Source organism: Senegalia massiliensis, from assembly GCF_009911265.1.
Classification (GTDB): Bacteria; Bacillota; Clostridia; order Tissierellales; family SIT17; genus Anaeromonas; species Anaeromonas massiliensis_A.
The window spans coordinates 53,351-79,082 of the sequence record NZ_QXXA01000007.1 but is presented as its reverse complement, the minus strand read 5'-3'; the positions used below and the strand labels follow the sequence as shown (position 1 = coordinate 79,082).

Sequence of the window (25,732 nt, the reverse complement as noted above, 5' to 3'; positions counted from 1 at the left end):
AGCATATTATGAAAAAAATATTTGAAAATAATAAGGGGTTTTCTTTACTGGAACTTATAATTACCCTTGCTATACTTTCTATAATTATAATACCTATAAGTTCTTTTTTTATAAATTCAGCAAAAGCAACAAATACTGCAAATGATAAAATGATGGCTTTATCTATAGCACAAGATGAGATGGAAAAAATAAAATTAAAGGAAAATTTAAAAGAGGTAATAATTGAAAAAAATGATGATGAATATAATCATTTTTCATATAAAGTAGAGATAATAAAAAATGAGAAAAAAGAATTTGAGAATAAAGAAGAGACAAAAAATATTATAGAAATAAACTCATCTTTATTAGAGAAAAATGACTATTATATTTTAACTATTACTAATGATAATTATATACTTAAAACAAATTTAAACAATCCAAAGATAGCTCAAACAGTGAATTTAATAAAACCTATAGAAGAATCTATTAATATATTTATAAAAGATAATAATTTAAAGAAAGAAAAAACAGTAAAAATAGAAGCTTTAAATGAGTCTATTAAATTATTAAAAATATATACAGAAAAAGATCAAAAAGTCTCCATTCTAAACAAATTAGGTCCTATAAAAATTTACAAAAATTATAGTAGTAAAAATTCTAAATCTGTTTTGTATAAAGTAAATATTAAAGTATATAAAGGCGATATAAATGATCCTAAAAGAGAATTAATTGAGGAAATTGAAAGTTATAAAAATATAGTTCAATAGGTGATGATATGAAAAATATTTATAAAAATAAAAAAGGATCAACACTTGTAACATTAATTATAATATTTGCTATACTTTCTATATTGGGTACTACTCTTTATTCAATAGCTATTACAAATAGTAAAATAGGTATAATGAATAGTAAATTAAAAAGAAATTTTTATTTTGCAGAATCAGGGTTAGAATTAGCTCAAGATGAGCTAATAGAAACAATTCATATAGGAATAAAAGAAGCTAATAAAGATGCAAATAAAATATTAGAAGTAGATTTAGAAGCAGAAAGAGAAAAAGAAAATAGTCCTTACATAACAGATGATGGAAATATAAATGATGAATATATAAACCGAAAACAAGAAGAAATATTTGAAAATAGTTATTACCAATTTTTAGATAAAAAAATTGGTAATTCTAATAATTTAATTTTTTTTAAGATATTAAGTGAAAAATTACTAAAGTTAAGTGAAGATAAATCAAATAAAAATGAAAGTTATGATATAACTGCTGAATATGAAAAAGATGATGATAAAGTTAAAATAACCTCCACATATATAAAAGGTCAAATAACACAATCAGTAAGTGCTATGTATAGTTTGAAAAAACCAAACTATAGTGGTTTATATTCATATGAATCAAAAATAACAGAAATACCAAATTATCATATGCTTAAAAATGCCATATCAGTAGACAGAAATTTAAATATTGATTCTTCAAATTTTAATATAAATGGTGATGTTTTTGTAAATCCACAATATAATTATAAAAATTTACAAGAACAAAAATTTGGAAATATAAATATAAATAATTCTAGAAAGTTATCCATAATAGATGGCAGAGTTATTACAAAAAATGTTAATACAACTGATACATTAGTTAAAATAGAAGAACTCTATACTAGTGATGATTTAAATATTAATGGAAGAATTAATGATATTAATATAAATAGTTATTTTGGATATGGTGATGGTAATATCCCTGGTAGTTCGAGTGCAATAGTGATAGATTCTATGGAGAACAACAAGATAATAGTTAATAAAAATTTAGCTATATTAGGTACTGCATTTATTAATACAAAACCAAATTATCAGACTGGTGAATCAGTTTCTATAAAGGAAAATTATGAAATTTATACTGAAAAATTTTCTAATGAAAATGATACATTTGACTATTATAATCCTATGGTATTATTAAAAACAAATAATTTAGATGAAAAAATAGAAAGATTTTATTCTGAATCAAATAAAAATCATACTAAATTAAATTTAGGACAAAGCATAAAAACACCTAAAAATTCACTAAGTAAAGGTATATTATTAAATCAAGGTTTAGCAATTGAACCTAATATTCCAAATGGTACACAAGTACAGGTTATTAAAGAAAAAGCAGATGAATTAATAGGTACTTTAAGTAATGGAGTGATAGATAGATTTAAATATATTCCAAATTTAGTAAATGTAGAATTTGAAAGTGAAACAGGGAAGGTAAATGTTGTTAATGGGTCTATAGATATACAGAATAAATCTAAGTTTAAAGGAATAATGATATCTTCTGGTAGTATAGCAATAAATAGTGATTTAGACTTTGATGGAATAATGATAGCTGGAGGTAGTATAGACATAAACAATAAATTGAATTTTAAAGGAATATTAATTTCAGGTGGAGAAATGGCTATATATAATGATACAAATATTAATGGAACTGTTGTATCTGGATATGATCTTAATTTTAATTCTACTAGTAATGTCAATGTTATTAGTAATGAAAATTATGTATTTAAATTACTTTCACAAAATGAAAAACTTACTAAAAATTTATTTAAAGAATATGACAATATTGAAAAAAAGAAAATAATAGCATATGAAAAATTAGTTCCTTATGAAGAAATAAATTATGATATAAATTCTATAATAGAATTAAGTGAATGGAAGATAAACTATGATAAATAAAAAGGGGTTTACTCTTATAGAATTACTTTTAGTACTAGGGATAATTGGAATAGTCTCAACTATGGTCTTTTCGATATTTATCACAAATATAAAAAACTTTGAAAGAAATCAAAAAAAGATAGAAGTTCAGCAGAATATGAGAACAGCAGTAGAATTTATATCTAGAGAAGTCATTGAAACAAAAGGAATATTAGAAATAAAAGATATAAATAGAAAAAAATTTAATGTAGAAGAATTAAGAAATTATAAAAATAAAGAAATTGAAATAAAATATGTTATTTTTTCAACTTTACTTGAAGCAAGAGATGGATATGAATACAATAGAAAAATATTTGCATTAAGAAACAATAAGTTAGTTTATGGTCATATTCGCAAAAACATGAATAACATTACTGAAACATCTGCTAATATGGAAATATCTTTTTATATAAATAAAATAACCATAGAACCAATTTTAGATGAATTAGACAATCAAAAAGGAATATCTTTTACAATTTATACAAAGGAAGAATATGATATAAAACCTATTAAAACTAGTATATATTTTAGAAATATGGAGGTTTGAAAATGAAGAACAAGAAATTAATAATAATTTTTATAATAATATCTATATCAATATCTCCATTAATAATATTAGCCGATAAAATTACAAATTCTAATAGAGAAGAAATAGTAGAGTTAGATATAAAAAGCACTCTAATAAATTTGACAGGAGATTACTATTTAACTGATGAAGAAATAGAAATAAACTATACTATAACCCCTAATAATATTCAAAAAGATTCAATTGATGATAATAGTAGACTAATTAATAATGTAGAAATTATAAAACATAATGAAAATTTAAAGTTAAATAAATTTGGAGCTAGTTATACTTTAAACAATAACCATTATAATTATAATAATGTAGAAGATATTTTTTTATTGTATTCATCAAAATCATATAATGAAGTTAAAAATAAACTTAATAAATTAGATATTCAAAACTATTCTAATAAAAATGGAAATGGTGTTCCTCTTCAGTCTTATTATAAAAATAAAAATAAATTAGATGATGAAACTTATTTCCATAACAATCAAATACCTCTTTTTGAATTAAATGATCCGCCTATTGAAAACAGTGAAGATTATCTGAATGGTGAATTTTATGTATATGTTTTAGCTGTAGATAGTAATTATGATCTTATAGAACTTAAAAAGTCTAATTATCCTATTGGAGATAATAAAATAGGTTCGATTGAAAGGATAATAGATATTAATTATAAAATACCTCCAGACATTAAAGTTATTGAAGATGAAAATTTTAGGGAACTAGGACTTAGTTATGAAAATGGAAAGATTACAGGCTCATTAAATCAACGACTAGTATATAAATTATTAGGTGATTACTATAAAGCTAGACCTATTAGTTTTAATATTAAATTCAAATCTAGTAAAAGAGGAACATATAACTTACCAAATAATAATAGTGAAATTTCATTTGAGAGTCTTAAAGATCCTAGTGTTATTTCAAAATTCACTATTCCTCCAACACAAGTAAGAATAGAAAATTTTAGAAATAATATTAAAATCGAAGATATGGGATTATTTTATAACAACAATATTTCTTATAAATATGATAATATAGATTTAGCTATAGAAAACAAATATAATCTTGGGGTGGAGTTTACTTCTAACAATATTAATACTAGAAATACTGATATTGATATATATTTTAATAAAGATAATATTAAAATTGATTCTTATAAACTATATAAATATGATATTAATAAAGAACAATTTTTAACCATTAATGATGGAATAAAATATAATAATCAAGACAATAAACTAAGATTAAATATATTAGATAGCGGTATAGAAAATAGATATATTTTAGTTTATACTATAAAAAGTGATACTGTATTCAAAAACATAAAAAATACTATAATATTTAATAAAAGTACAAGCCTACAAAAAAAAGCAATAAAAAATATAAATTTTGTAGATTTGCCAAATATAGATTAGCTCTAATTAAGAGGAGTATAAATTATGGATAATAAAGGTATTACAATAATAGAATTAATTTTAATATTAGCTATTATGGGTATAATATTTCTTATAGCAATACCAAAGTTTGATTTTAGTGATTCTGAAATGAAACGATTTGGTAGAGAACTTGTTATGGATTTAAATTATATTAAAACAAAAAGTAAAACAAGTAAATATAATTTTGATAATAAAATACATTTTATAACTTCTGCAGGCAAAAAAGATAGTTATTATGTTTCATTAAAAGGAGAACCTAATAAAAGAGTATATTTAAATGAAAAATTTACAATAGCAACTAATTTAGTTGACAAAAAAAATTATTTTACTAAAATAGGAGTTCCATCTCCAAGAGCTGGAACAATAAGACTTATAAATAATAGTAATAATAACTATATAGAAATAACAATTACACCTGCAACAGGTAGAATTCATATGTATGAAGATGTAAAGAAAGGATATCAAGATGATCTGGAGTATGAAATGGGGACAAACAAATGACATTATATAATTTTATGGAAACTGAAGCAAAATATCACTTAAAAGAAGTATTAAATAAATATCCAACTGCTTGTAAATGTGAAGAGTGCAAAAATGATATACTAGCAATAGCACTTAATAACTTGCCACCTAAATATATATCAAGATCCATAGGTGAAGTTTCTTCTAAACTAAAATCACAATTAGAAGGACAATTTCCTGCAGATATTCTTAGGGAACTTACAAAAGCTACAGAAATAGTAATAAGAAATCCAAGACATAAATAAGTATTTAAATAGTTGGTGATAAAATGAAGACAAATATTGTATTAATAGGATTTATGGGAACAGGTAAAACCACAAATGGAAGAAGACTTTCTAGAAAATTAAAGAAGGAATTTATTGATACGGATTTTTTAATAGAAAAAAAAGAAAATATGAAGGTTGAAGATATATTTAAAAAATATGGGGAAGTATATTTTAGAGAATTAGAAAATCAGATAATAAAGGAAATCAGCAAAAAGGAAAATAAAATAATTTCTACAGGTGGAGGTACGATTTTAAATCCTCAAAATATTCAGCTTTTAAAAAAAAATGGATTCATTTTTTTACTTCAAAGCTCTACAGATAATATTATTTATAACCTTAAAAATTCTTATAAAAAGAGACCATTATTAGAGAAGAAAAATTGGACTAAAGAAGTTTCTATATTATTAAATAAAAGAAGAAAGTTATATTATAGGGATGCTGATTTTGTAATTAAAGTTGATAATAAAAATCACTATACTATTGTAAATGAAATAAGCAGACTTTATTTTAAGAATAGATATAAAAAAAATTATAGAAAGAAAAAATAACTTATCTATTAAATATGTGAAATTTGTGGTAATATATAATAGTGTATGATAGGAGAGGATTTATGAAAAATATACTTATGATAAATGGTCCTAATTTAAATTTATTGGGAAAAAGAGATAACGATATATATGGTGATAAAACTTTAAATGAAATTGAAAACCTTTGTATTGAAAAATGTAAAAAATTAAATTATAAATTAGAGACTTTTAGTTCAAACAGTGAAGGAAGTATTATTGATAAATTGCAAATATCAGATGATAAATTTGATTATATAATACTAAATGCTGGTGCGTTTAGTCATTATAGCATAGCTATTAGAGACACAATTGAATCTATTAATATACCTGTTATAGAAGTTCATATTTCTAATATTTATGCCAGGGAAAGTTTTAGAAATAGTTCAGTTATATCATCTGTTACAAAAGGCAGTATAAGTGGCTTTGGATATAAAACTTATCTAATAGCAATTGATGCTATAAATGAAGTTTTAAAAATATAAATTAATATTTAGGAGGAATTTTATTATGATTATGGCAGGAGATTTTAGAAAAGGAATGACTATTGAAATTGATGGAAGTATATATCAAATTATTGATTTTCAGCATGTAAAACCAGGTAAAGGAGCTGCTTTTGTAAGGACTAAAATAAAGAATTTAAAAACTGGTGCAATAAAAGAAAATACTTATAGTCCATCTGAGAAATTTCCAAAGGCACATATTGAAACTAAAGAAATGCAATATTTATATAGCGATGGTGAGTTATATCATTTCATGGATACAGAAACATACGAACAAATTGCATTAAATTATGATCAAGTAGAAGATGCAATAAAATTTTTAAAAGAAAATGATGTAGCTACTATGAAGTTTTATGAAGGAAGGCCATTTCAAGTAGATGCTCCAAATTTTGTAGAATTAGTAGTAACGCATACTGAACCAGGTATTAAAGGTGACACATCTTCAGGAGCTACAAAGCCAGCAGAAGTTGAAACAGGAGCTACTGTTATTGTACCATTATTTATTAATATTGATGATAAAATAAAAATTGATACAAGAACTGGTGAGTATTTATCAAGAGTTTAGGTTATAATATAATAAAAAATATAGGAGGTTTGTATAATGGAATATTTATTTGAAAAAGTATCATATTTAAGAGGTTTAGCAGATGGATTAGACATTAATGAAAAGAGTAAAGAAGGTAAACTTTTATTAAATATTGTTGATGTATTAGATGATATTGTGGATGCATTAGAAGGTTTAGCACTTGAGCAAGATGAAATGGCTGAATATATCGATTATATTGATGAAGATTTATCTGATGTTGAAGAAGATATATATGATGTATATGATGAGTTTGATGAATTTGATGAAGATTTTGATGAATATGAGGATGATGAAGAAAAGTAATACATAAATAAATAATTTTTCATAAAAAAATGACTATGATTTATCATAGTCATTTTTTTATGAAAAATTATTTATTTAGTAATATTTAGAGTGATTCCTTAATACAAATATATATATAAGGAGGGACATGTTATGAATCAACTAAGAAATAAAGAAAAAAACTATGATTTTAAGCGTTTTGAATCTGTAATATCTAGACTTGATATCAAATTAGAAAATGTATTAAGAAATATACCCACTAGATATAAAGAAACTATTGAAGAAATAAGATTAAGGGTAGACTGTCCTTTAATGATTGAATCACTGGGAAATGATTATTATGTAAATTGCAATGGACAAGTAGGAAAAGAGATGAATAATAGTTTTATAATAGGAGAAAAAATTATAAAAAACACTTTTGAAAGGCTATGTGAATATTCAATATATGCAGTACAGGATGAATTAAGAAATGGCTTTATAACAATTAAAGGTGGTCATAGAATTGGAATTGCAGGAAAAGTTGTATATAAAGAAAGAAGTATTACTACTATAAAAGAGATATCTTCTATAAATATCAGAATAGCTAGACAAAAAATTGGTATATCAAAAGAAATTATGGGTTTTTTATGGGACAAGTCTAGTATTTATAATACCTTGATAATTTCTCCTCCTCAATGTGGAAAGACAACTTTATTAAGAGATATTATAAGAACAGTTAGTAATAACGGTCTTAAAGTAGCAGTTATTGATGAAAGATCAGAAATTGGAGGAATGTATCAAGGAAAACCACAAAACGACTTAGGTGTAAGAACAGACATATTAGATAGAGCAAATAAATTTGAAGGAACTCTTATGATGTTAAGAGCATTATCACCTCATGTAATTGCAACAGATGAACTAGGAGACAAACTAGATATTGACGCTATACATAATTCAATTAAAGCAGGAGTAAAAATTATAACTACTATCCATGGAGAAAGTATTAATGACATAAAAACTAAACCTTATATATCGGATATTATTAATCAAAAAATATTTAAAAGAATAATAATACTTGATAATTCAAAAGGTGTAGGTACTATAAATGATATTTTAGATGGAATAACAAATAAGTCTTTATTAAATAAAGGAGAAATTAAATGTTTTGGATAAAAATATTAGCATCTATAATGATATTTATTCCTAGTACAATTATTGGAATTATGTTAAGCAGAAAATATTCTAATCGAGTAGAAAATATTACTTCATTAATTAATTGTATTTTAATTTTAGATACTGAGATAATTCATTTATCTAACCCAGTAAATTTAGCTTTTAAAAATGTCTACGAGAGATCTAAAAGTAAAGTTTCAATCATTTTCTTAAAAACTATTGAAACTTTAAATAATAACAGGGATTCAAATTTGTATAGTGCATTTAAAAATACGTTAGAAGTAGAAAGACTAAAATATAATTTTACAAAACAAGACAAGGAAATATTGTTGTCATTAGCTAAAGTTATTGGTGTAACTGATAGAGAAGAGCAGAAAAAATACTTTGACACTACAATAGAACAACTAAAAATTCAAAGGAAACAAGCAATTGAAGAAGCAAATAAGAATGAAAAGCTTTATAAAAAGCTAGGTATAATTTTTGCACTTCTAATAATACTTATATTAATTTAAAGGGGAGTTTAAGATGAGTGTAGATATAATTTTTAAAATAGCTGGAATAGGTTTATTAGTTTCTATTACTAATCAAGTTTTAATAAGAGCCGAAAGAGAAGAAATGGCAACTATGGTAACTTTAGTGGGTATTGTAATGGTACTTGGTATAGTGATAGATTTAGTTACCAATCTTTTTGATAGTGTAAAATCTATATTTGGATTATATTAAGAGGAAAATTATGAATATATTACAAATTGTAGCTATATCATTGGTAGCAACTCTCCTTATTGTTACGATAAGAGCAGATAGACCCGAAATTGCAATAATGTTAAGCTTAGCTACTGGTGTATTAATATTTATATTTATTATAGATAAGATTGTATTTGTAATAGATGTTTTAAAAGATCTATCTATTAGAGCAGACTTAGATTTTATATATTTTACAACTATATTAAAAATCATAGGTATTGCTTATATTTGTGAATTTGGATCTCAGATAGCTAAGGATGCAGGTGAAGGTTCAATAGCTACTAAAATTGAACTTGCTGGTAAGATAATGATTTTAGTAGTTTCTATTCCAATCTTACTTTCATTATTGGAATTAATCTTAAAAATAATGCCTTAAAGGTGTGAATTATGAAAAAAATAATAATTATTATAATAATTATATTACTGTTTATAAGTTCGAATGTTAATGCAGAAGAAGAGAAAAGAAATACAGAAATCCCTTATCAAATAGTAGAAGAACAATTAGAATCTTTAAATATAGAAGAAATTACAAATATGATTAAAGAAGTTAATAATACTACTGAAGGTTATTTTGGTGATATGGATTTTAAGAATTTAATTAAAAAAATAGTTAAAGGTGAAAAAATATTTGAAGAGGATAAAATTTTAAATGGCTTTTTAAAACTTATATCAGATGAATTTATAAAAAATATAGATTTGTTATTACAAATTTTATTATTATCTATAATTTCAGCTATACTTATAAATCTTCAAAATTCTTTTGATAATGAATCTATATCAAAAATAGCAAATTTCATAGTATACATTATATTAATATCTATAATAATAAAGAGTTTTGTAGTAGCATTAAATATTGGAAAAGATACTATAAACAATATGGTTATGTTTATGCAAATATTATTACCCATATTAATAACTCTTTTAATGGCTGTAGGAGGATTAACATCTTCAGCATTATTGCATCCTTTAATATTAGGATCCCTTGGAATCCTTAGCACATTAATTAAACAAGTAATAATACCTTTACTCTTTTTCTCAACTATACTTAGTTTAGTTAATAAGATAACGGATAAAATTCAGATTAATAGAATAGCAAGTTTACTAAGAGAAATATCAGTAATTATAATAGGAGGTTCTTTAACTATATTTATGGGGATAATGACTATTCAAGGAGTTAGTGCATCTCAATTAGATGGTCTTACTATTAGAACAGCTAAATTTGCTATTGATAATTTAGTTCCTGTAGTAGGAGGATTTTTATCTGATGCTATGGATACTGTAGTAGGATGTTCATTATTATTAAAAAATTCAATTGGGATTATAGCTGTGATAGTTTTATTTTTAATAATAGCAATTCCAGCATTTAAATTATTGTCTTTAATTTTTATATATAGATTAACTGCAGCTATAATTGAACCTATATCAGATGAAAAAATTGTAGATAGTTTAATTGAAACAAGCAAATCAATTATTATTATTTTAGGGTTATTATTAATAGTGACAGTTATGTTTGTAATTTCAATAGCTATAATAATTGGAGCTGGAAATATTACTCTTATGATGAGGTAGGTGAATACATGATTGAATTTTTAAGAGGATGGATTATTAATATTGTAATAATTTCTATTTTGATTACAATATTAGAAGCGATAATTCCTAACAACAGTTTTAAATCATATATAAAGATGGTAGGAGGGTTTTTAATAATTATCGCTTTAATAAATCCTTTCATAAATTTACTAACTAATAACATAAATATAGATAAAGGTGTTTTTTCTAGTATAGATGTTAATGATATTAATTATTCTAAAGAAAAAATAAATAGTTCTAATGAAGATCAAATTGAAGAGTTATATATAAACAATATGTCTTCTGCTATTAAAAGTTCTTTGGAATCTAAATTTAGCTATACTGTAGATTATATTAATATTGAGTTATTAGAAAAGGGTGAGTTTAAAGGAGAAATTAGAAAAGTAACTATAAATTTAAATAAAAAAATTGAAAAAAAGGATAAAAAACAAAACAATATAGTTATTAAGAAAGTAGAAATTGGAAACAAGGAAAATAAAGATCAACAAATAATAAATGATAAGGATTTGAAGGAACATTTAAATAAGGAGTTTAATATAGACCATAAAAAAATTTATATAACTACTGATTAGGAGGAGAGTATGAAATTAGAAAAACATATAAATATGCTATTTAAAAAAATTTCTAGTAATAAAAGATACACTAATCTAGCTATTGTTATTTCAATTGGTATAATGCTACTTATAGGAATAAGTATATTTTTTGAAAGCGAAGAATCAATAAAAGATATAAATAATATAAAGCCAGGAGAAAAAAATAAAGAAATATATGAGGAAGATTATTCAAATGAAATAGAAATAAAATTAAAGAAAATATTAAGTGAGATGAAGGGGGTTGGAGATGTAGAAGTAATGGTTACATTGTTGGAAACTGTGGAAAATATTCCTGCAACTAATAGTACAAAAAATAAAGAAGTAACTAAAGAAAATGACTCCGAGGGTGGCACTAGAGATGTTATGAGAGAAGAAAGTACTGAACAAATTGTTATGAATGGGGATGGAGGAGAAATGATAACTATAAAAGAAGTTAAACCTGAAATTAAAGGAGTTATTATAGCAGCTGAAGGTGCAAATGATATTAGAATAAAAGAAACTATATACAATGCAGTAAAAACTGTATTAGGTATTAGTGGTAACAAGGTAGAAGTTTATGTTAAAAAATAAAGGAGGATTAATAATGATAATAAGAAAAAAGACAATTTATTTAGCTTCATTGATATTAATACTTGTTATGCTAGGCTTTATAAATCATGAATTATCAAAAGACTCAATAACTGAATCATCTAATGATTATCAAAAGTATGAAGAAGAGCTAACAGAGGTATCTACAGAAGAAAGTGAGTTAGTAGAAATTGTAGATGATAACACAGAAACAATTGAAGTAGTAGACAGCAAAGATAATGAAATTAATACTCTTTCAAAAGAAACAAATGCTGAAATAGGAGAAACTTTAACAAGTGAACAAAATATAGAAAAAAGCAACTATTTTGCAGAATATAGATTATCTAGAGATAAAATGAGATCGGAATTAATTGATAGATTGAATGATATAGTAAAAAATGATAAAAGTAGTAAAGAAGTTGTAGAAGATGCTCAAAAAGAAATAATAGAAATTGGGAAAAACTCTGAAAAGGAATTGTTAATAGAAGGTTTATTAGGATCTAAGGGGTTTGATGAGTCTATAGTATTTATAGGTGAAAGTGATGTTAGGATAGTAATATCAAAAAATGAATTTTCTAAAAAAGAAGTTGCTCAAATACTTGAGATCGTAACATCAGAAACAGAATTTAAAGCTGATAATATTAAAATAATAAATAAAAATAGTTAGTGTTTGTAAACAACTATTTAATTTGATATAATTGTGATATAATTAAGTTAATTTGGAGGTATAAAGATGACTAATATAGATGAAGGAAAAGAGTATGAAAATGGTCAAGTTAAAATTTCTGATGAAGTAGTAGCTACAATTGCTGGACTTGCAGCTATAGATATTGAAGGTGTTCATGCTATGAGCGGAGGATTCACTGGAGGAATATCAGATATATTAGGTAGAAAGAACTTATCTAAAGGTGTTAAAGTTGAAGTAACTGATAAAGATGCATCTATTGATTTATATATAGTTGTTAAATATGGTTCTAAGATTCCAGATGTAGCATGGGAAATTCAAGAGGCTGTAAAAGATGCCATTGTAAATATGACAGGTTTAAAGGTTTTAGAAGTAAACATTCATGTCCAAGGTGTTGAGCTTAAGCAATCAGAATCATTAGAAGAGGAAGAGTCTTAAAATAAAATATATTAATAGAAATTAACCCTCACTAAAGTAGAGGGTTAATTTCTATTAATATTGGTTATTATTTTAATACATATTATTATAAAAAAATAAAATTAAATTTATAAAGTAATTTAGGAGTGAAAACAATGGGAAGAAGAAATGCTAGAGAAGCTACAATGAAATTGTTATACCAATTAGAACTAAATAAAACATTTGATGACGAAATAGTAAGTATATTTTTTGAAAATAATAATTTCACAGAAGATGAAAAAGTATATATTGAAAATACCATAGAAAATATACAAGATAATTTGAGTTTAATTGATGAAAAAATAGAAAAATATATTAAAGGTTGGAAAAAGGAACGATTATCAAAAATTGATTTATCTATACTTAGGATATCAATTTTTGAAATAATATTTAGAGAAGATATACCTACAGAAGTTTCCATAAATGAATCTATAGAAATAAGTAAAAAATATAGTTCTGATGAATCAAGTAAATTTATAAATGGAGTTCTTGGAAGTTTTGTGAGAAAAGAAAATGAATAAATATTATCTTGGAATTGATACAAGTGCATATACTACTTCTATAGGAGTGGTAGATAGAGATTTTAATATTATTTTGAATTTAAAAAAAGTATTAAAAGTAAAAAAACATACCAGAGGGCTAAGACAACAAGAAGCTGTATTTCAACATATCAATAATATTCCTGTATTAATGGATGTTGTTAAAGATCAAATTAGCATAAAAGATATTTTATCAGTGGGATATACTGATAAGCCTAGAAATATAGAAGGATCTTACATGCCAGTATTTAATGTTTCTAAGAGTTATGGTAGTTTTATTTCAAGTATTTTGGGATTGAAATCATTTTGTTTTAGTCATCAAGAAGGACATATAGAGGCAGGGTTATATAATAAATATATTGAAGATGAAAAATTTATTGTAGTGCATATTTCAGGTGGAACTACTGAAATATTATTGACAGAAAGGAAGAGAGAAAGATATATTACTAGTATAATTGGAGGGACTAAAGATATAAGTGCTGGTAAATTAATTGATAGAGTAGGTGTAGATATGGGATTAGATTTCCCCAGTGGAGAAACATTAGATTTAATTTCAGCAAAAGGAAATTTAATTCCTAAAATCCCAATTAGTTTTTCAAACAATTGGATAAACTTTTCTGGTCCAGAGACATTTTTTTTAAGATCTATATCAGAAAGAAGATATAAAAATGAAGATATTGCAAAGTCTGTATTAAGATGTATTGAAAAATCCTTAGAAGGGGTATTAATTAATATATTAAAACAGTATAAAGATATTAATAAAATAATTATTGTAGGAGGAGTAGCATCAAATAATTATTTAAGGGAGAACTTAAAGCTTTACAATAATTCTAATGCAAGTATTTATTTTTCAAATACAAATCTATCAACTGATAATGGAGTTGGTATAGCACTGCTCACTAAAAAAGCTATGGAGGTGAACAGATGGAATTAAAACCATTAAAAGTTTCAGAACTTACTTCTTACATGAAACAAATAATATCTAGTGATCCTATATTAAATAAGATAAAGATTGAAGGGGAAGTTTCAAATTTTAAACATCATTATAGTGGGCATATGTATTTTACATTAAAAGATAATAGGAGTAGGCTTAAATGCGTAATGTTTAACGGAGATAATAAATCACTTCCGTTTGAATTAGAAGATGGGATGAAAGTAATAGCTGAAGGATATATTTCTATATATGAGAGAGACGGTTGTTATCAATTATATGTAAAAAAAATTAAGCGTGATGGAATAGGAGATTTGTATATAAAGTATGAAAAATTAAAGAAGAAGCTAGAGTATGAAGGGTTATTTGATTCTATTTATAAAAAAGAAATAAATACAATGCCTAAAACCATAGGGGTTATAACTTCTTCTACTGGTGCAGCAGTAAAGGATATAATAACTGTTATTAAAAGGAGAAATCCTAATATAAATATCTTAATATATTCTGTTCATGTTCAAGGTATCTATTCTAGAGATGAAATATGTAGAGGTATTAAATATTTTAATTCTAGAAATGATATAGATACTATAATAATAGGTAGAGGTGGAGGATCCATAGAAGAATTATGGTCATTTAATGAAGAAGATGTTGCGAGGGCTATATATAATTCTAAAATTCCAATTATATCTGCAGTAGGTCATGAAACTGATTTTACTATTTCTGATTTTGTTTCAGATTTAAGAGCACCTACTCCTTCTTCTGCAGGTGAATTAGCAGTGGAAGATATAAATTTTATAGAACAAAGACTTGAAAAATTAAATAAAGATTTAAATACTTCTATAAATAGATTTATAGAAAGTAAAAAGAATGAATTAAGTTATTATAAAAAAACTAGAATTTTTACTGAACCAATTTATTATATTGATCAATATAAACAAACATTAGACTTTGAACTAAGAAGATTAGTAGCTGCTAAAGATAGTATTTTGAAGGATAAAAAAGTGAAATTAGATAATATGAGACAAAAATTAAATTCACTTAATCCATTAAATGTATTAGATAGAGGCTTTTCTTATGTTGAAGATAATCAAAAACATGTATTGAAATCTGTTAAAGATATTAATTGTGGAGATATGATAAAAATTAATTTTAAAGATGGTCAAATAAAAGCTAAAGTAATAAAGTCTCTATTGAAGGAGGAATTTTAAGTGGTTAATTATAATGAATTAAAATTTGAAGAAGCTATAAATGAATTGGATAATATAATTGAAAAGTTAGAAAATGGAGATATAACAATTGATAGTGCTTTAGATGAATTTAAAAAAGGTATTGATTTATATAAACATTGTTATAAAAAAATTGAAGAAACAGAAGGAAAGATAAGATTAATATTAGAAGACAGCGATAAAAATATAAAAGAAACTGATTTTGAAAACGTAGAATAGGTGGGAGAAATTTGGATTTTTACAATGAATTAGAAAAGTATAAAAATATTGTTGAAAATGAATTAAAAAAAGTATTGAATGAACTAGATTTACCTCAACAAGAAATTGTTGAATCAATGAGATATAGCTTATTATCAGGTGGTAAAAGGTTGAGACCTATACTTTTAATTAAAAGTTGTGAGTTATTTGGTGGAAATATAAAATCAGCAATAAAACTTTCAATTGCTATGGAGATGATACATACCTATTCATTAATACATGATGATTTACCAGCTATGGATGATGATGATTATCGACGAGGACAACTCACTAATCACAAAGTATATGATGAATCAATTGCTATATTAGCAGGAGATTCCCTTTTAAATTATGCATATGAATTAATGATAGATGAAGTAATAGCAAATGACTATTCAAAAAAATATGTTGATGCAATGAATATAATAGCTAAATCATCTGGATATAAAGGTATGATAGGCGGACAAGTAGTTGATATAATATCAGAAAAAAAACAAATTGATGATAAAACATTGAATTTTATCCATAAATATAAAACTTCAAAATTAATAGAAGCTTCTATAATAGCAGGTTCTATTATAGGTGGGGCAAATACTCAAGAAATAAATACTTTAAAAAAATACAGCGAATATATTGGAATATCATTTCAAATAAAAGATGATATATTGGATATAGTAGGAGATAAAAACATTTTAGGAAAGGATATTGGAAGTGATATAGATAAGAAAAAAAGTACTTATGTCTCTATTTATGGAATGGAAAGAGCCAAATCTGATTTAAATATGTATAAAGAAAAAGCTGTTAATATAATGAGAAAATTTGAATCAGATGAGTCGTTTTTTTTCATAGATTTAGCAGAATATCTAACTAAAAGAGTGAATTAAACATGATTTTTTAATATTTGTATATTAAAAAATCATGTGATATAATAAATTTGCTATGAATGGTGCAGTATTCTAGTCAGAGCAGCCAATTTTGAAGGCGGGGCTAAAAATCCGTCAAAGGGCATATCGATGAAGTTCCTGGTTATGGCTTGTGACGCCCAGTCAGGGGTCATTTCTGGGAGTTAAGGAGGATGGGGCGATCCACAATGGCATGTGGGCGTTGACCCTGCCTCCGTGGAGACCTAATATTAGGATAACCTGCAATGTGGTGAAAGCTATGTGCAGTGTAGCCTGCCTTGAGTGAAATAGGGAGATAATAGTTGTAGTTATGAATTTGAGGGGCCCTAAGAAGGAATAGCATTGCTATTGAAACCTATTTTGCAAAAGAGGCTAGGGATTGGCATGACTGTTGAGGAAAACTCCTAGACTGTTCTTTGTAAGTATGTTGAGGATTGCAGTGCGGACTAAATGGCAATCTGGCTCTATCTTATTAGATAGGATGAGATTAAAGGGAAACCTCTGTTATGGCGACATACAGCTCTCAATCGGGAAATCCTGCCAGACCTCAAGCCGCAAAATTTACTCAAAATACTACCATTCTAAAGCTGATAGCTTTTGTGCTGTCAGCTTTATTTAAATATATATTTAAATAAAGCTGACAGTATAAAATTATGGAGGTATGTTTTGTCGAAATCAAAAAAAATGAAAGCTAAAACAAATTATAAATGGATTATAATTATTACTATATGGACATTTTTTCTTGCCATAGCAGTAAGTTTATTAGCAGAAAATGTAATGAGAAATTTTAATATATTATTTGCTTTTATAACATTGATATTTATTATTTTATTAGGTGTTTTCTTTGATACTATTGGAATAGCTGTTGCTGCTGCTAGAGAAAAGCCATTCCATTCTATGGCTGCTCAAAATAATAAAGCTGCAAGATATTCTATAAAATTAATTAAGAATGCAGGGGTGGTTTCTAACTTTTGTAATGATGTAATTGGAGATATATGTGGGATAATAAGTGGTGCTGCAGGATCTATAATAGTATTCAAGATAACTAATTTTTATAATATAAAAGAATTGACAACACTAAGCGTTGTAATGAGTGGATTTATTGCTTCTTTAACTGTAGGAGGCAAGGCTATTGGTAAAGAAATAGCTATAAATTATTCTAAAAATATAATGTATTATACTGGGAAAATAGTAATGTTTTTTGATAATAAATTAAATTTAAAAATACTAGACAAATAAAAGAGAAGGTGAGTGACCTTTATATGAATGTTTTAGAAAAGGTAGATTATATATCAGACTTAAAAAAACTAAATAATTCTGAATTAAATATATTAAGTAGTGAAATTAGAAAGTATTTACTAGATAATATTTCCAAAACTGGTGGGCATCTAGCTTCTAATTTAGGAGTTGTTGAGCTTACCATTGCAATTCACAAAGTATTCAATAGTCCTAAAGATAAGATTATTTGGGATGTAGGACATCAATCTTATATACATAAGATTTTAACTGGAAGGAAAAAACAACTATCAAGTATAAGGCAACTTGATGGATTAAGTGGATTTCCAAAAAGGTGCGAGTCTTCTCATGATACTTTTGAAACTGGACATAGTTCTACTTCAATATCTGCAGCTCTTGGTATGGCAATGGCAAGAGATATAAAGGGAGAAAAACATGATATTGTTTCAATTATAGGTGATGGTTCTATGACAGCTGGAATGGCATTTGAAGCTTTAAACCATGCTGGTGATATTAAAAGTAAAATGATAGTAATATTAAATGACAATGAAATGTCCATATCTGAAAATGTTGGAGGCTTATCTAAATATCTTGATAGAATCAGAACAGCACCAACTTATGGAAGGATGAAAGATGATTTTGAAAATATATTGAATAGTATCCCTGCTATAGGTAAAACTATGGTAAGAACAGCAGAAAAAGCTAAGGATAGTTTTAAATATTTTGTTGTCCCAGGAGTGCTTTTTGAAGAACTAGGTTTCACTTATCTTGGTCCTATTGATGGTCATAACATACAATCTCTTATTAAAACTTTGAATCGAGCAAAGAGAGTAAATGGGCCGGTTATTGTTCATGTACGTACAAAGAAGGGAAAAGGATATAAATATGCTGAACAAAACCCTGATAAATTTCATGGAACTTCAGCATTTAATTTAGATACTGGTAAAGCTTTGAAGAAATCTAAAGGAATTAAGTATTCTCAAGTATTTGGAGATAAATTATATGAACTTGCTCTAAAAAATAAAAGTATTGTTGCTATAACTGCAGCTATGCCTTCAGGAACTGGATTAGAGAAATTTAAAGAAAAGTTACCTCAAAAGTTTATTGATGTAGGTATAGCAGAACAACATGCTGTAACACTTGCTGCAGGACTTGCATCTCAAGGGTTGAAACCTTTTTTTGCTGTATATTCTACATTTTTACAAAGAGGTTATGATCAAATAGTACATGATGTAGCTTTACAAAACTTACCTGTGGTATTTGCCATTGATAGAGGTGGACTTGTTGGAAATGATGGCGAGACACATCATGGTGTTTTTGATTTTTCTTATTTAAGTCACATACCCAATCTTATAATAATGGCTCCAAAGGATAAACTTGAACTAGAAAAAATGATAGAATTTAGTAGCGAATATGACAAAGGTCCTATTGCTTTAAGATATCCTAGAGGAATAAGCGTAGTAAAAAATGAATTAACTACAAATAATGAATTAATTTTAGGTAAAGGTGAGACGCTTATAGAAGGGAAAGATATTGCAATTATATCAATTGGGAAAATGGTAGAGATAAGTTATGAAGCATGTATTAAATTGAATAACAATAATATTAATCCTACACTTATAAATATAAGATTTTTGAAACCAATTGATGAAAACTTAATTGAAAGACTTTCCAACAAATATAAATTAATTATAACTGTAGAAGATAATGTTATAAATGGTGGTCTTGGAACAACTGTAAATCAAACTTTAATTAAAAGTAATTATAGAGGTAAAGTATTAAACATTGGTTTACCTGATAGATTTATTGAACACGGTGATACTGATAAACTGTTTGAAAAATACAAACTAGATTCTAATAGTATATTTGAAACTATTTTAAACTATATTAAATAATAGGTGTTAATCATGGAACTTAAGCGTATAGATATTTTGTTAAAAGAGAAAGGGTTAGTTAAAAGTAGAGAATTAGCTCAGAAAGCCATATCAAAAAAGATTGTTAAATATAATGGAACTTTTATAAAAAAGGCATCAATGAAAGTTCCTATTAATGCTAATTTAGAACTAATAGATGAACCACTAAAATATGTTAGTCGAGCAGGTTATAAATTAGAAAAGGCAATAAACACTTTTAATATTGATTTAAAGAATAAAATTGCAATAGATATGGGGGCATCTACAGGCGGTTTTACTGATTGTATGCTTCAAAATGGAATAAAAAAGGTATATTCTATAGATGTAGGACATTCTCAACTTGATGAAAAGTTAATTAATAATTCTAAAGTAATTAATATGGAGAATATAAATATAAGGTACTTAGATTTAAATAAGATAGAAGATGACATTGATTTTATATCTATTGATGTATCATTTATTTCAATAACTAAGATTTTAAATGTAGCTGAAAAATTATTAAATAATGATGGAAAGATAGTTGCCTTAATTAAACCTCAATTTGAAATTGGAAGGCAGTTTTTAGGTAAGAAAGCTATTGTCAAAGATAAAAAGTATCATTTAAAAGCAGTAAATACTATAAAGGACTTTTTAAAAACTACGAAACTTAATTTAGTAGATATTGATTATTCTCCAATAAAAGGATCAAGAGGTAATATAGAATTTTTAGCATTAATTAGTACTTCTAATCCTACATTTGATATAGATAAAAAAATAAAAGAAATCATAAATAATTCTCATATTAGTAATTATTGAGGGGGCAACACATGAAAAAATATGTTAGACAAAGTAAAATAATCGATTTAATAAATCATAATGAAATAGAAACACAAGAAGAATTGGCTAAATTTTTAAGAGAATCTGGTATTGAAGTGACACAAGCAACAGTGTCAAGAGATATAAAAGAATTAAGACTTGTAAAAGTTATGTCTAAAGCTGGTAAATATAAATATGCTGCTATTGGACAAAATCAGGATGGAATAACAGAAAGATTAGTTAATATTTTTAAAAATTCTATAGTTTCAATAAAAGTAGCAGGTCATATATTAGTATTAAAAACAATACCTGGGGCAGCACAAATATCAGCTTCTGCTATTGATAATTTAAATGTAAAAGAAATAATAGGGACAATTGCTGGTGATGATACTGTATTTGTTGCTATTACAGATGTAGATAAAATTGATGATATATTAGATACATTCTATAAAATGTTGGAATAGCGGAGGAATAATTATGATTTTAGAGCTAAATATTAAAAATTTTGCTATAATTAATGATCTGAAGATTTCCTTTACAAAAGGATTCAATGTTTTAACTGGTGAAACAGGAGCAGGTAAATCAATAATAATTGATGCAGTAGGACTTATTTTAGGTGATAGATCAAATAAGGACTTTATAAAAATTGGACAAGATAAATCTATAATTGAAGCATTGTTCTATTTAGAAAATTCAAGTCATGTAAAAGAATTATTAAGGAGTTATGGTATACAATATGAATTAGATGATACTCTTTTGATAACAAGAGAAATTCATAAGAATGGTAGAAGTTTTTCTAGAGTTAATGGACATACTATAACTTTAAATATGTTAAGAAAAATAACAAGTTCTCTAGTTGACATTTATGGACAACATGAGCATCAATCACTTTTAAACTCAGAAAATCATATTGAACTGATTGATTTATTAGGAGATAATGATTTGCTTTTGCACAAAAAAGAAATTCGTAGAAATTATTTACAATTAAACGAACTAAAAAATAAATTATCAAAGATTGTTACTGACGAAAAAGAAAGAGAAAGAAAAATTGATTTATTGAAATTTCAGATAGATGAAATAGATTCTGGAAGTTTAAAATCAAATGAGGAAAATGAACTTATAAATGAATATACAAAATTATCTAACTTAGAAGAAATAGCAAAAAAATTAAATTCTATCCATTCAATTTTAGACTCTAATGATTATAATAATTCATCAGTTATTGATGAATTAAATAAAGTTTCAAATATATTAAATAATATTTCTAAATTTGATAATAATATTAAAGAATATGAAACAAATATAAATGAGACAATATATCAAATTCAAGATTTAATAAGAGATATAAGAAATTATTATGAAAATATAGATTATGATATTGAAAAATTATCTATTTTAGAAGAAAGAATGGAATTAATAAATAAATTAAAGAGAAAATATGGAAATACTATAGATGAAATTTTAGAGTATAGGGATAATATAGAAGAAGAACTTAATATAATTATTAACAATAAAAAACAAATAACTGTATTAAAATCAAATATTGAACAATTAAATATAAAAATTTTAAAAGAGTCAAAAATCTTATCAAAAAAAAGAATTAAAGTTATAAAAGCTTTTGAAAAGAAAATGATAGATGAATTATACAATCTTAATATGAAAAACATAAAATTTAAAGTTAGTCATGAGATATTAAATAATTCAAATATAAATGGAATTGATAAAATTGAATTTTTAATATCTACAAATTTAGGAGAGCCTCTTAGAAAATTATCAAAAATAGTTTCAGGAGGAGAAATGTCAAGGATAATGTTAGCTTTTAAATCAATAATTGTAGGAGTTGATAATATTTCTACTATGATTTTTGATGAAATTGATTCTGGGATTAGTGGGAGAACTGCACAAATAGTGGGAGAAAAAATAGTAAATATATCTAGAAATCATCAAGTACTTTGCATAACTCACTTACCTCAAATAGCAGCTATGTCAGATTCTCATTATTTAATAAAGAAAATAGAAAACAATGGAAATGTTAGAACTATAGTTAGTAGATTAGACTATAATTCTAAAATAGAAGAACTTTCTAGATTACTTGGAGGTGTAGATCTGACAGATACAACACGACTTCATGCTGAAGAAATGATTAAAATGTCAAAAAAATACAAGTAAAAGAAGTATTTTAAATACTTCTTTTTTTTATAAAAATAAATCATATGTTAACATTTAAATAAATTATTATATAGAATATTTATAGTGTATTAAGCTCAAATTAATATAGAAGATGAAAAATAAATTATAGAAGAAAATTTGAAATGTGGAATTTGGAGAGTGTTATCTTTGGATTCTAATAATTTAAGCAAAAGAAAATTACTATTCTATATGATTTTATTAACATGTAGCATATATTTATTACAGATAGTGAATTTATATAAAATTCCATCAGAAGTAAATATTTTTGAAGGTGGAAAAAAAGATATTAATTTATTATTACCATTTACTATTAATAATAAATTAGATTCTAAAAATAATATATTAAAAATAGAAAATAGTAAAAATGATTCAAAATTTAACACTAGTAATAAATATAGTTTAAAAAGCAAGAAAATTGGAAGTACAAATCTTAATATTAAATTATTAGGTTTATTTCCTGTAAAAACAGTTCAAGTAAACATTATGGATAGAATTAAATTACAACCTGGTGGTCAATCTATAGGAGTAAAATTAAAAACAGAAGGTGTATTAATTGTAGCGTTGTCAGATATTAAAGGAGAAGATGGTAAGAATTACACTCCTGGTATAGAATCAGGTTTAAAAATAGGAGACTCAATATTGGAAATAAACGATGTTAAAGTTAAAGATTCTTATCATGTAATAGATTTATTGAATGATATTCAAGATAGTAAAATTAAACTGAAAATTAAAAGAAATGAAGAAGAGTTAATTAAACATATAATCCCTATAAAAAGTAAAGAAGATGGAATATATAGGATTGGTCTTTGGGTAAGAGATAAAACAGCGGGCATAGGAACTTTAACTTTTTATGATAAAAAAACTAAAAAGTTTGCAGCATTAGGTCATGGAATTTCTGATATTGATACTGGTAAATTAATGAATATAAGTGGAGGCGAGATACTTGAAGCAAGTATTTCTTCAATTGAGCAAGGTACTAAAGGGCATCCTGGTGAATTAAAAGGTATGTTTTTTGAATCTCAAAATTTATTGGGTAATATAGAGAAAAATACATCTTTAGGTATATATGGTACTATAAATAAAGAAATGAATAATTCATATTACAAAGATTCAATACCAATAGCATTACAGCATGAAGTAAAAAAAGGAAAAGCATATATACTAAGTACTATTGGAAATAAAGATGTTAATAAATATGAAGTAGAAATAGTGAAAAAAGAAACACAAGCTAATATTGCACCAAAAAGTATGACGGTAAAAATAACAGACAAAAAACTTTTATCAAAGACTGGTGGAATTGTTCAAGGGATGAGTGGAAGTCCTATAATACAAGATGGTAAAATAATTGGAGCTATAACACATGTATTTGTAAATGATCCAACTAAAGGCTATGGGTTATATATTGAATGGATGTTAGAAGAATCAGGAATATTAAAAAACGACATAGGAATGCAAAAAATAAGGGAAATCCCTTATTTTTTTGTTGAAAAATGCAAGAAAAAAATAAGATAAAAATATCAAAAATAAAAAGGAATTATCATAGTTTTGTCGAAATAATATACAAGGATGAAATTAGAAAATAATGGGGGTAATTTAAATGAACAGTTCTAAGATTGATATATTGATTGCAGATGATAATAAAGATTTTTGCAATATACTTAATGAATATTTATCTACACAGAATGATGTCAATGTTATTGGCATAGCAAATGATGGATTAGAAGCATTAGACTTAATCTCAGATAAGATTCCAGATGTATTAGTACTAGATATTATAATGCCACATTTAGATGGCTTAGGAGTTTTAGAAAAACTAAACTCTATTAATTTAGATAAATATCCTAAAATTATAGTATTATCTGCAGTAGGTGAAGATAAAATAACTCAAAGAGCAATAAGTTTAGGTGCAGATTATTATGTTGTAAAGCCTTTTGATTTTGAAGTTTTTATGAAAAGGATTAGACAGTTAAATGGTGGTATGGGAGAAACAAATAAGAGGAATATTAACACTAATAAAGCAAATGGAATAATAAATAGAACTACTTATAATAAAACTAAGACCTTAGAAGCTAATATAACTAATATAATACATGAAATTGGGGTTCCTGCTCATATAAAAGGATATTTATATTTGAGAGAAGCTATAGGTATGGTAGTAGAAAGAATAGATTTATTAAGTGCTGTAACAAAAGAATTATATCCCGAAATAGCAAAAAAATTTAATACAACTCCAAGTAGAGTTGAAAGAGCAATAAGACATGCAATTGAAGTAGCTTGGAGCAGAGGAAAAATAGATACTATAAATAACTTATTTGGATATACCGTTCAAAATAATAAAGGAAAACCTACTAATAGTGAATTTATAGCAATGGTTGCTGATAAATTAAGGTTAGAAAGGACTAACTAAACTTGGCTAGATTTACACATTTATGAGGAATTATACTTATATTAAAATACCTATAAACATGAAAATATATCTATATATATGGTACGACTATATAAAATACATCTCTTATTTATTGGATATTAAATCTAATAGA

Annotated in this window: 31 protein-coding genes; all 31 read left to right on the top strand. The window is 25.1% G+C overall.

Annotated features, from left to right (window positions below; all coding sequences use genetic code 11):
- Positions 1 to 8 precede the first annotated feature (8 nt).
- The 31 genes from D3Z33_RS07430 to spo0A all read left to right on the top strand — a co-directional run bounded on the left by D3Z33_RS07430 (position 9) and on the right by spo0A (position 25,599).
- A complete protein-coding gene (locus tag D3Z33_RS07430; RefSeq protein WP_160197147.1) occupies positions 9 to 746 on the top strand; it encodes a prepilin-type N-terminal cleavage/methylation domain-containing protein in 738 nt (245 codons plus the stop codon).
- An 8-nt stretch (positions 747 to 754) separates the two neighbouring features.
- Positions 755 to 2,689 (top strand): hypothetical protein, encoded by a 1,935-nt coding sequence (locus tag D3Z33_RS07425; RefSeq protein ID WP_160197146.1) that lies wholly within the window; start codon positions 755 to 757, stop codon positions 2,687 to 2,689.
- Positions 2,679 to 3,254, top strand: a complete 576-nt coding sequence (locus tag D3Z33_RS07420) for a PilW family protein (RefSeq protein ID WP_160197145.1) — start codon at positions 2,679 to 2,681, stop codon at positions 3,252 to 3,254. The genes D3Z33_RS07425 and D3Z33_RS07420 overlap by 11 nt, the downstream gene beginning before the upstream one ends.
- Before the next feature lie 2 nt (positions 3,255 to 3,256).
- Positions 3,257 to 4,693, top strand: coding sequence for a hypothetical protein (locus D3Z33_RS07415; RefSeq protein WP_160197144.1), 1,437 nt, complete (start codon positions 3,257 to 3,259; stop codon positions 4,691 to 4,693).
- A gap of 24 nt (positions 4,694 to 4,717) precedes the next feature.
- Positions 4,718 to 5,215 carry a hypothetical protein gene (locus tag D3Z33_RS07410; RefSeq protein WP_160197143.1) on the top strand — a complete coding sequence of 166 codons (498 nt, stop codon included), beginning with the start codon at positions 4,718 to 4,720 and terminating at the stop codon, positions 5,213 to 5,215.
- Positions 5,212 to 5,481 carry a late competence development ComFB family protein gene (locus D3Z33_RS07405; protein WP_160197142.1) on the top strand — a complete coding sequence of 90 codons (270 nt, stop codon included), beginning with the start codon at positions 5,212 to 5,214 and terminating at the stop codon, positions 5,479 to 5,481. The genes D3Z33_RS07410 and D3Z33_RS07405 overlap by 4 nt, the downstream gene beginning before the upstream one ends.
- Before the next feature lie 23 nt (positions 5,482 to 5,504).
- Positions 5,505 to 6,050 (top strand): shikimate kinase, encoded by a 546-nt coding sequence (locus D3Z33_RS07400; protein WP_160197141.1) that lies wholly within the window; start codon positions 5,505 to 5,507, stop codon positions 6,048 to 6,050.
- A 62-nt stretch (positions 6,051 to 6,112) separates the two neighbouring features.
- Positions 6,113 to 6,550, top strand: a complete 438-nt coding sequence (gene aroQ, locus D3Z33_RS07395; RefSeq protein ID WP_160197140.1) for a type II 3-dehydroquinate dehydratase — start codon at positions 6,113 to 6,115, stop codon at positions 6,548 to 6,550.
- Between the two features lie 25 nt (positions 6,551 to 6,575).
- Entirely contained in the window at positions 6,576 to 7,133 is a 558-nt protein-coding gene (gene efp / locus D3Z33_RS07390) for an elongation factor P (protein WP_130807149.1), read from the top strand.
- Between the two features lie 36 nt (positions 7,134 to 7,169).
- A complete protein-coding gene (locus D3Z33_RS07385; RefSeq protein ID WP_160197139.1) occupies positions 7,170 to 7,457 on the top strand; it encodes a CD1247 N-terminal domain-containing protein in 288 nt (95 codons plus the stop codon).
- 132 nt (positions 7,458 to 7,589) lie between these two features.
- Positions 7,590 to 8,588, top strand: coding sequence for a stage III sporulation protein AA (gene spoIIIAA, locus D3Z33_RS07380; RefSeq protein WP_160197138.1), 999 nt, complete (start codon positions 7,590 to 7,592; stop codon positions 8,586 to 8,588).
- Entirely contained in the window at positions 8,576 to 9,100 is a 525-nt protein-coding gene (locus D3Z33_RS07375; protein ID WP_160197137.1) for a stage III sporulation protein AB, read from the top strand. Before spoIIIAA ends, D3Z33_RS07375 begins: the two co-directional genes overlap by 13 nt.
- A 13-nt stretch (positions 9,101 to 9,113) precedes the next feature.
- Positions 9,114 to 9,311, top strand: coding sequence for a stage III sporulation protein AC (spoIIIAC, locus tag D3Z33_RS07370; RefSeq protein WP_130807145.1), 198 nt, complete (start codon positions 9,114 to 9,116; stop codon positions 9,309 to 9,311).
- A 10-nt stretch (positions 9,312 to 9,321) separates the two neighbouring features.
- Positions 9,322 to 9,708, top strand: coding sequence for a stage III sporulation protein AD (spoIIIAD, locus tag D3Z33_RS07365; protein WP_160197136.1), 387 nt, complete (start codon positions 9,322 to 9,324; stop codon positions 9,706 to 9,708).
- 11 nt (positions 9,709 to 9,719) lie between these two features.
- On the top strand, positions 9,720 to 10,901 hold the full coding sequence (spoIIIAE, locus tag D3Z33_RS07360) for a stage III sporulation protein AE (protein ID WP_160197135.1): 1,182 nt from the start codon (positions 9,720 to 9,722) through the stop codon (positions 10,899 to 10,901).
- A gap of 8 nt (positions 10,902 to 10,909) precedes the next feature.
- The gene (gene spoIIIAF / locus D3Z33_RS07355) at positions 10,910 to 11,494 is read left to right on the top strand and encodes a stage III sporulation protein AF (RefSeq protein ID WP_160197134.1); all 585 of its coding nucleotides are present in this window, start codon (positions 10,910 to 10,912) and stop codon (positions 11,492 to 11,494) included.
- A gap of 9 nt (positions 11,495 to 11,503) precedes the next feature.
- A complete protein-coding gene (locus D3Z33_RS07350) occupies positions 11,504 to 12,085 on the top strand; it encodes a sporulation stage III protein AG (protein WP_160197133.1) in 582 nt (193 codons plus the stop codon).
- A gap of 13 nt (positions 12,086 to 12,098) precedes the next feature.
- A complete protein-coding gene (locus tag D3Z33_RS07345) occupies positions 12,099 to 12,749 on the top strand; it encodes a SpoIIIAH-like family protein (RefSeq protein ID WP_160197132.1) in 651 nt (216 codons plus the stop codon).
- A 66-nt stretch (positions 12,750 to 12,815) separates the two neighbouring features.
- Positions 12,816 to 13,205, top strand: coding sequence for an Asp23/Gls24 family envelope stress response protein (locus D3Z33_RS07340; protein ID WP_160197131.1), 390 nt, complete (start codon positions 12,816 to 12,818; stop codon positions 13,203 to 13,205).
- Positions 13,206 to 13,339: 134 nt separating this feature from the next.
- A complete protein-coding gene (gene nusB / locus D3Z33_RS07335; protein WP_160197130.1) occupies positions 13,340 to 13,744 on the top strand; it encodes a transcription antitermination factor NusB in 405 nt (134 codons plus the stop codon).
- Complete coding sequence (locus tag D3Z33_RS07330) at positions 13,737 to 14,696, top strand: O-sialoglycoprotein endopeptidase (RefSeq protein ID WP_160197129.1); 960 nt, start codon at positions 13,737 to 13,739, stop codon at positions 14,694 to 14,696. The genes nusB and D3Z33_RS07330 overlap by 8 nt, the downstream gene beginning before the upstream one ends.
- Positions 14,687 to 15,901, top strand: a complete 1,215-nt coding sequence (gene xseA / locus D3Z33_RS07325) for an exodeoxyribonuclease VII large subunit (protein WP_160197128.1) — start codon at positions 14,687 to 14,689, stop codon at positions 15,899 to 15,901. The genes D3Z33_RS07330 and xseA overlap by 10 nt, the downstream gene beginning before the upstream one ends.
- Positions 15,902 to 16,138: an exodeoxyribonuclease VII small subunit gene (xseB, locus tag D3Z33_RS07320; RefSeq protein WP_160197127.1), complete on the top strand. Its 237-nt coding sequence runs from the start codon at positions 15,902 to 15,904 to the stop codon at positions 16,136 to 16,138.
- 11 nt (positions 16,139 to 16,149) lie between these two features.
- Entirely contained in the window at positions 16,150 to 17,040 is an 891-nt protein-coding gene (locus D3Z33_RS07315) for a polyprenyl synthetase family protein (protein ID WP_160197126.1), read from the top strand.
- 684 nt (positions 17,041 to 17,724) lie between these two features.
- Positions 17,725 to 18,297 carry a hypothetical protein gene (locus tag D3Z33_RS07310; RefSeq protein ID WP_243153455.1) on the top strand — a complete coding sequence of 191 codons (573 nt, stop codon included), beginning with the start codon at positions 17,725 to 17,727 and terminating at the stop codon, positions 18,295 to 18,297.
- Between the two features lie 23 nt (positions 18,298 to 18,320).
- Complete coding sequence (dxs, locus tag D3Z33_RS07305; protein WP_160197125.1) at positions 18,321 to 20,189, top strand: 1-deoxy-D-xylulose-5-phosphate synthase; 1,869 nt, start codon at positions 18,321 to 18,323, stop codon at positions 20,187 to 20,189.
- A 12-nt stretch (positions 20,190 to 20,201) separates the two neighbouring features.
- Positions 20,202 to 21,002 carry a TlyA family RNA methyltransferase gene (locus D3Z33_RS07300; RefSeq protein ID WP_160197124.1) on the top strand — a complete coding sequence of 267 codons (801 nt, stop codon included), beginning with the start codon at positions 20,202 to 20,204 and terminating at the stop codon, positions 21,000 to 21,002.
- Between the two features lie 11 nt (positions 21,003 to 21,013).
- Entirely contained in the window at positions 21,014 to 21,466 is a 453-nt protein-coding gene (locus D3Z33_RS07295; RefSeq protein ID WP_160197123.1) for an arginine repressor, read from the top strand.
- Positions 21,467 to 21,479: 13 nt separating this feature from the next.
- Complete coding sequence (gene recN, locus D3Z33_RS07290) at positions 21,480 to 23,171, top strand: DNA repair protein RecN (protein WP_160197122.1); 1,692 nt, start codon at positions 21,480 to 21,482, stop codon at positions 23,169 to 23,171.
- Positions 23,172 to 23,339: 168 nt separating this feature from the next.
- Positions 23,340 to 24,704, top strand: coding sequence for a SpoIVB peptidase (gene spoIVB, locus D3Z33_RS07285; protein ID WP_243153454.1), 1,365 nt, complete (start codon positions 23,340 to 23,342; stop codon positions 24,702 to 24,704).
- Positions 24,705 to 24,789: 85 nt separating this feature from the next.
- Entirely contained in the window at positions 24,790 to 25,599 is an 810-nt protein-coding gene (gene spo0A / locus D3Z33_RS07280) for a sporulation transcription factor Spo0A (protein WP_160197121.1), read from the top strand.
- Positions 25,600 to 25,732: the final 133 nt, after the last annotated feature.

Coding starts and splice junctions, on each gene's coding strand:
- D3Z33_RS07405 (WP_160197142.1), top strand. CDS start 5,212: ATGACATTATATAATTTTATGGAAACTGAAGCAAAATATCACTTAAAA.
- D3Z33_RS07385 (WP_160197139.1), top strand. CDS start 7,170: ATGGAATATTTATTTGAAAAAGTATCATATTTAAGAGGTTTAGCAGAT.
- spoIIIAE (WP_160197135.1), top strand. CDS start 9,720: ATGAAAAAAATAATAATTATTATAATAATTATATTACTGTTTATAAGT.
- xseA (WP_160197128.1), top strand. CDS start 14,687: ATGGAATTAAAACCATTAAAAGTTTCAGAACTTACTTCTTACATGAAA.
- D3Z33_RS07420 (WP_160197145.1), top strand. CDS start 2,679: ATGATAAATAAAAAGGGGTTTACTCTTATAGAATTACTTTTAGTACTA.
- dxs (WP_160197125.1), top strand. CDS start 18,321: ATGAATGTTTTAGAAAAGGTAGATTATATATCAGACTTAAAAAAACTA.
- D3Z33_RS07430 (WP_160197147.1), top strand. CDS start 9: ATGAAAAAAATATTTGAAAATAATAAGGGGTTTTCTTTACTGGAACTT.
- spo0A (WP_160197121.1), top strand. CDS start 24,790: ATGAACAGTTCTAAGATTGATATATTGATTGCAGATGATAATAAAGAT.
- D3Z33_RS07410 (WP_160197143.1), top strand. CDS start 4,718: ATGGATAATAAAGGTATTACAATAATAGAATTAATTTTAATATTAGCT.
- aroQ (WP_160197140.1), top strand. CDS start 6,113: ATGAAAAATATACTTATGATAAATGGTCCTAATTTAAATTTATTGGGA.
- D3Z33_RS07375 (WP_160197137.1), top strand. CDS start 8,576: ATGTTTTGGATAAAAATATTAGCATCTATAATGATATTTATTCCTAGT.
- D3Z33_RS07330 (WP_160197129.1), top strand. CDS start 13,737: ATGAATAAATATTATCTTGGAATTGATACAAGTGCATATACTACTTCT.
- spoIIIAC (WP_130807145.1), top strand. CDS start 9,114: ATGAGTGTAGATATAATTTTTAAAATAGCTGGAATAGGTTTATTAGTT.
- D3Z33_RS07340 (WP_160197131.1), top strand. CDS start 12,816: ATGACTAATATAGATGAAGGAAAAGAGTATGAAAATGGTCAAGTTAAA.
- spoIIIAF (WP_160197134.1), top strand. CDS start 10,910: ATGATTGAATTTTTAAGAGGATGGATTATTAATATTGTAATAATTTCT.
- recN (WP_160197122.1), top strand. CDS start 21,480: ATGATTTTAGAGCTAAATATTAAAAATTTTGCTATAATTAATGATCTG.
- D3Z33_RS07300 (WP_160197124.1), top strand. CDS start 20,202: ATGGAACTTAAGCGTATAGATATTTTGTTAAAAGAGAAAGGGTTAGTT.
- D3Z33_RS07345 (WP_160197132.1), top strand. CDS start 12,099: ATGATAATAAGAAAAAAGACAATTTATTTAGCTTCATTGATATTAATA.
- nusB (WP_160197130.1), top strand. CDS start 13,340: ATGGGAAGAAGAAATGCTAGAGAAGCTACAATGAAATTGTTATACCAA.
- efp (WP_130807149.1), top strand. CDS start 6,576: ATGATTATGGCAGGAGATTTTAGAAAAGGAATGACTATTGAAATTGAT.
- spoIIIAA (WP_160197138.1), top strand. CDS start 7,590: ATGAATCAACTAAGAAATAAAGAAAAAAACTATGATTTTAAGCGTTTT.
- D3Z33_RS07295 (WP_160197123.1), top strand. CDS start 21,014: ATGAAAAAATATGTTAGACAAAGTAAAATAATCGATTTAATAAATCAT.
- spoIIIAD (WP_160197136.1), top strand. CDS start 9,322: ATGAATATATTACAAATTGTAGCTATATCATTGGTAGCAACTCTCCTT.
- D3Z33_RS07415 (WP_160197144.1), top strand. CDS start 3,257: ATGAAGAACAAGAAATTAATAATAATTTTTATAATAATATCTATATCA.
- D3Z33_RS07400 (WP_160197141.1), top strand. CDS start 5,505: ATGAAGACAAATATTGTATTAATAGGATTTATGGGAACAGGTAAAACC.
- D3Z33_RS07425 (WP_160197146.1), top strand. CDS start 755: ATGAAAAATATTTATAAAAATAAAAAAGGATCAACACTTGTAACATTA.
- D3Z33_RS07350 (WP_160197133.1), top strand. CDS start 11,504: ATGAAATTAGAAAAACATATAAATATGCTATTTAAAAAAATTTCTAGT.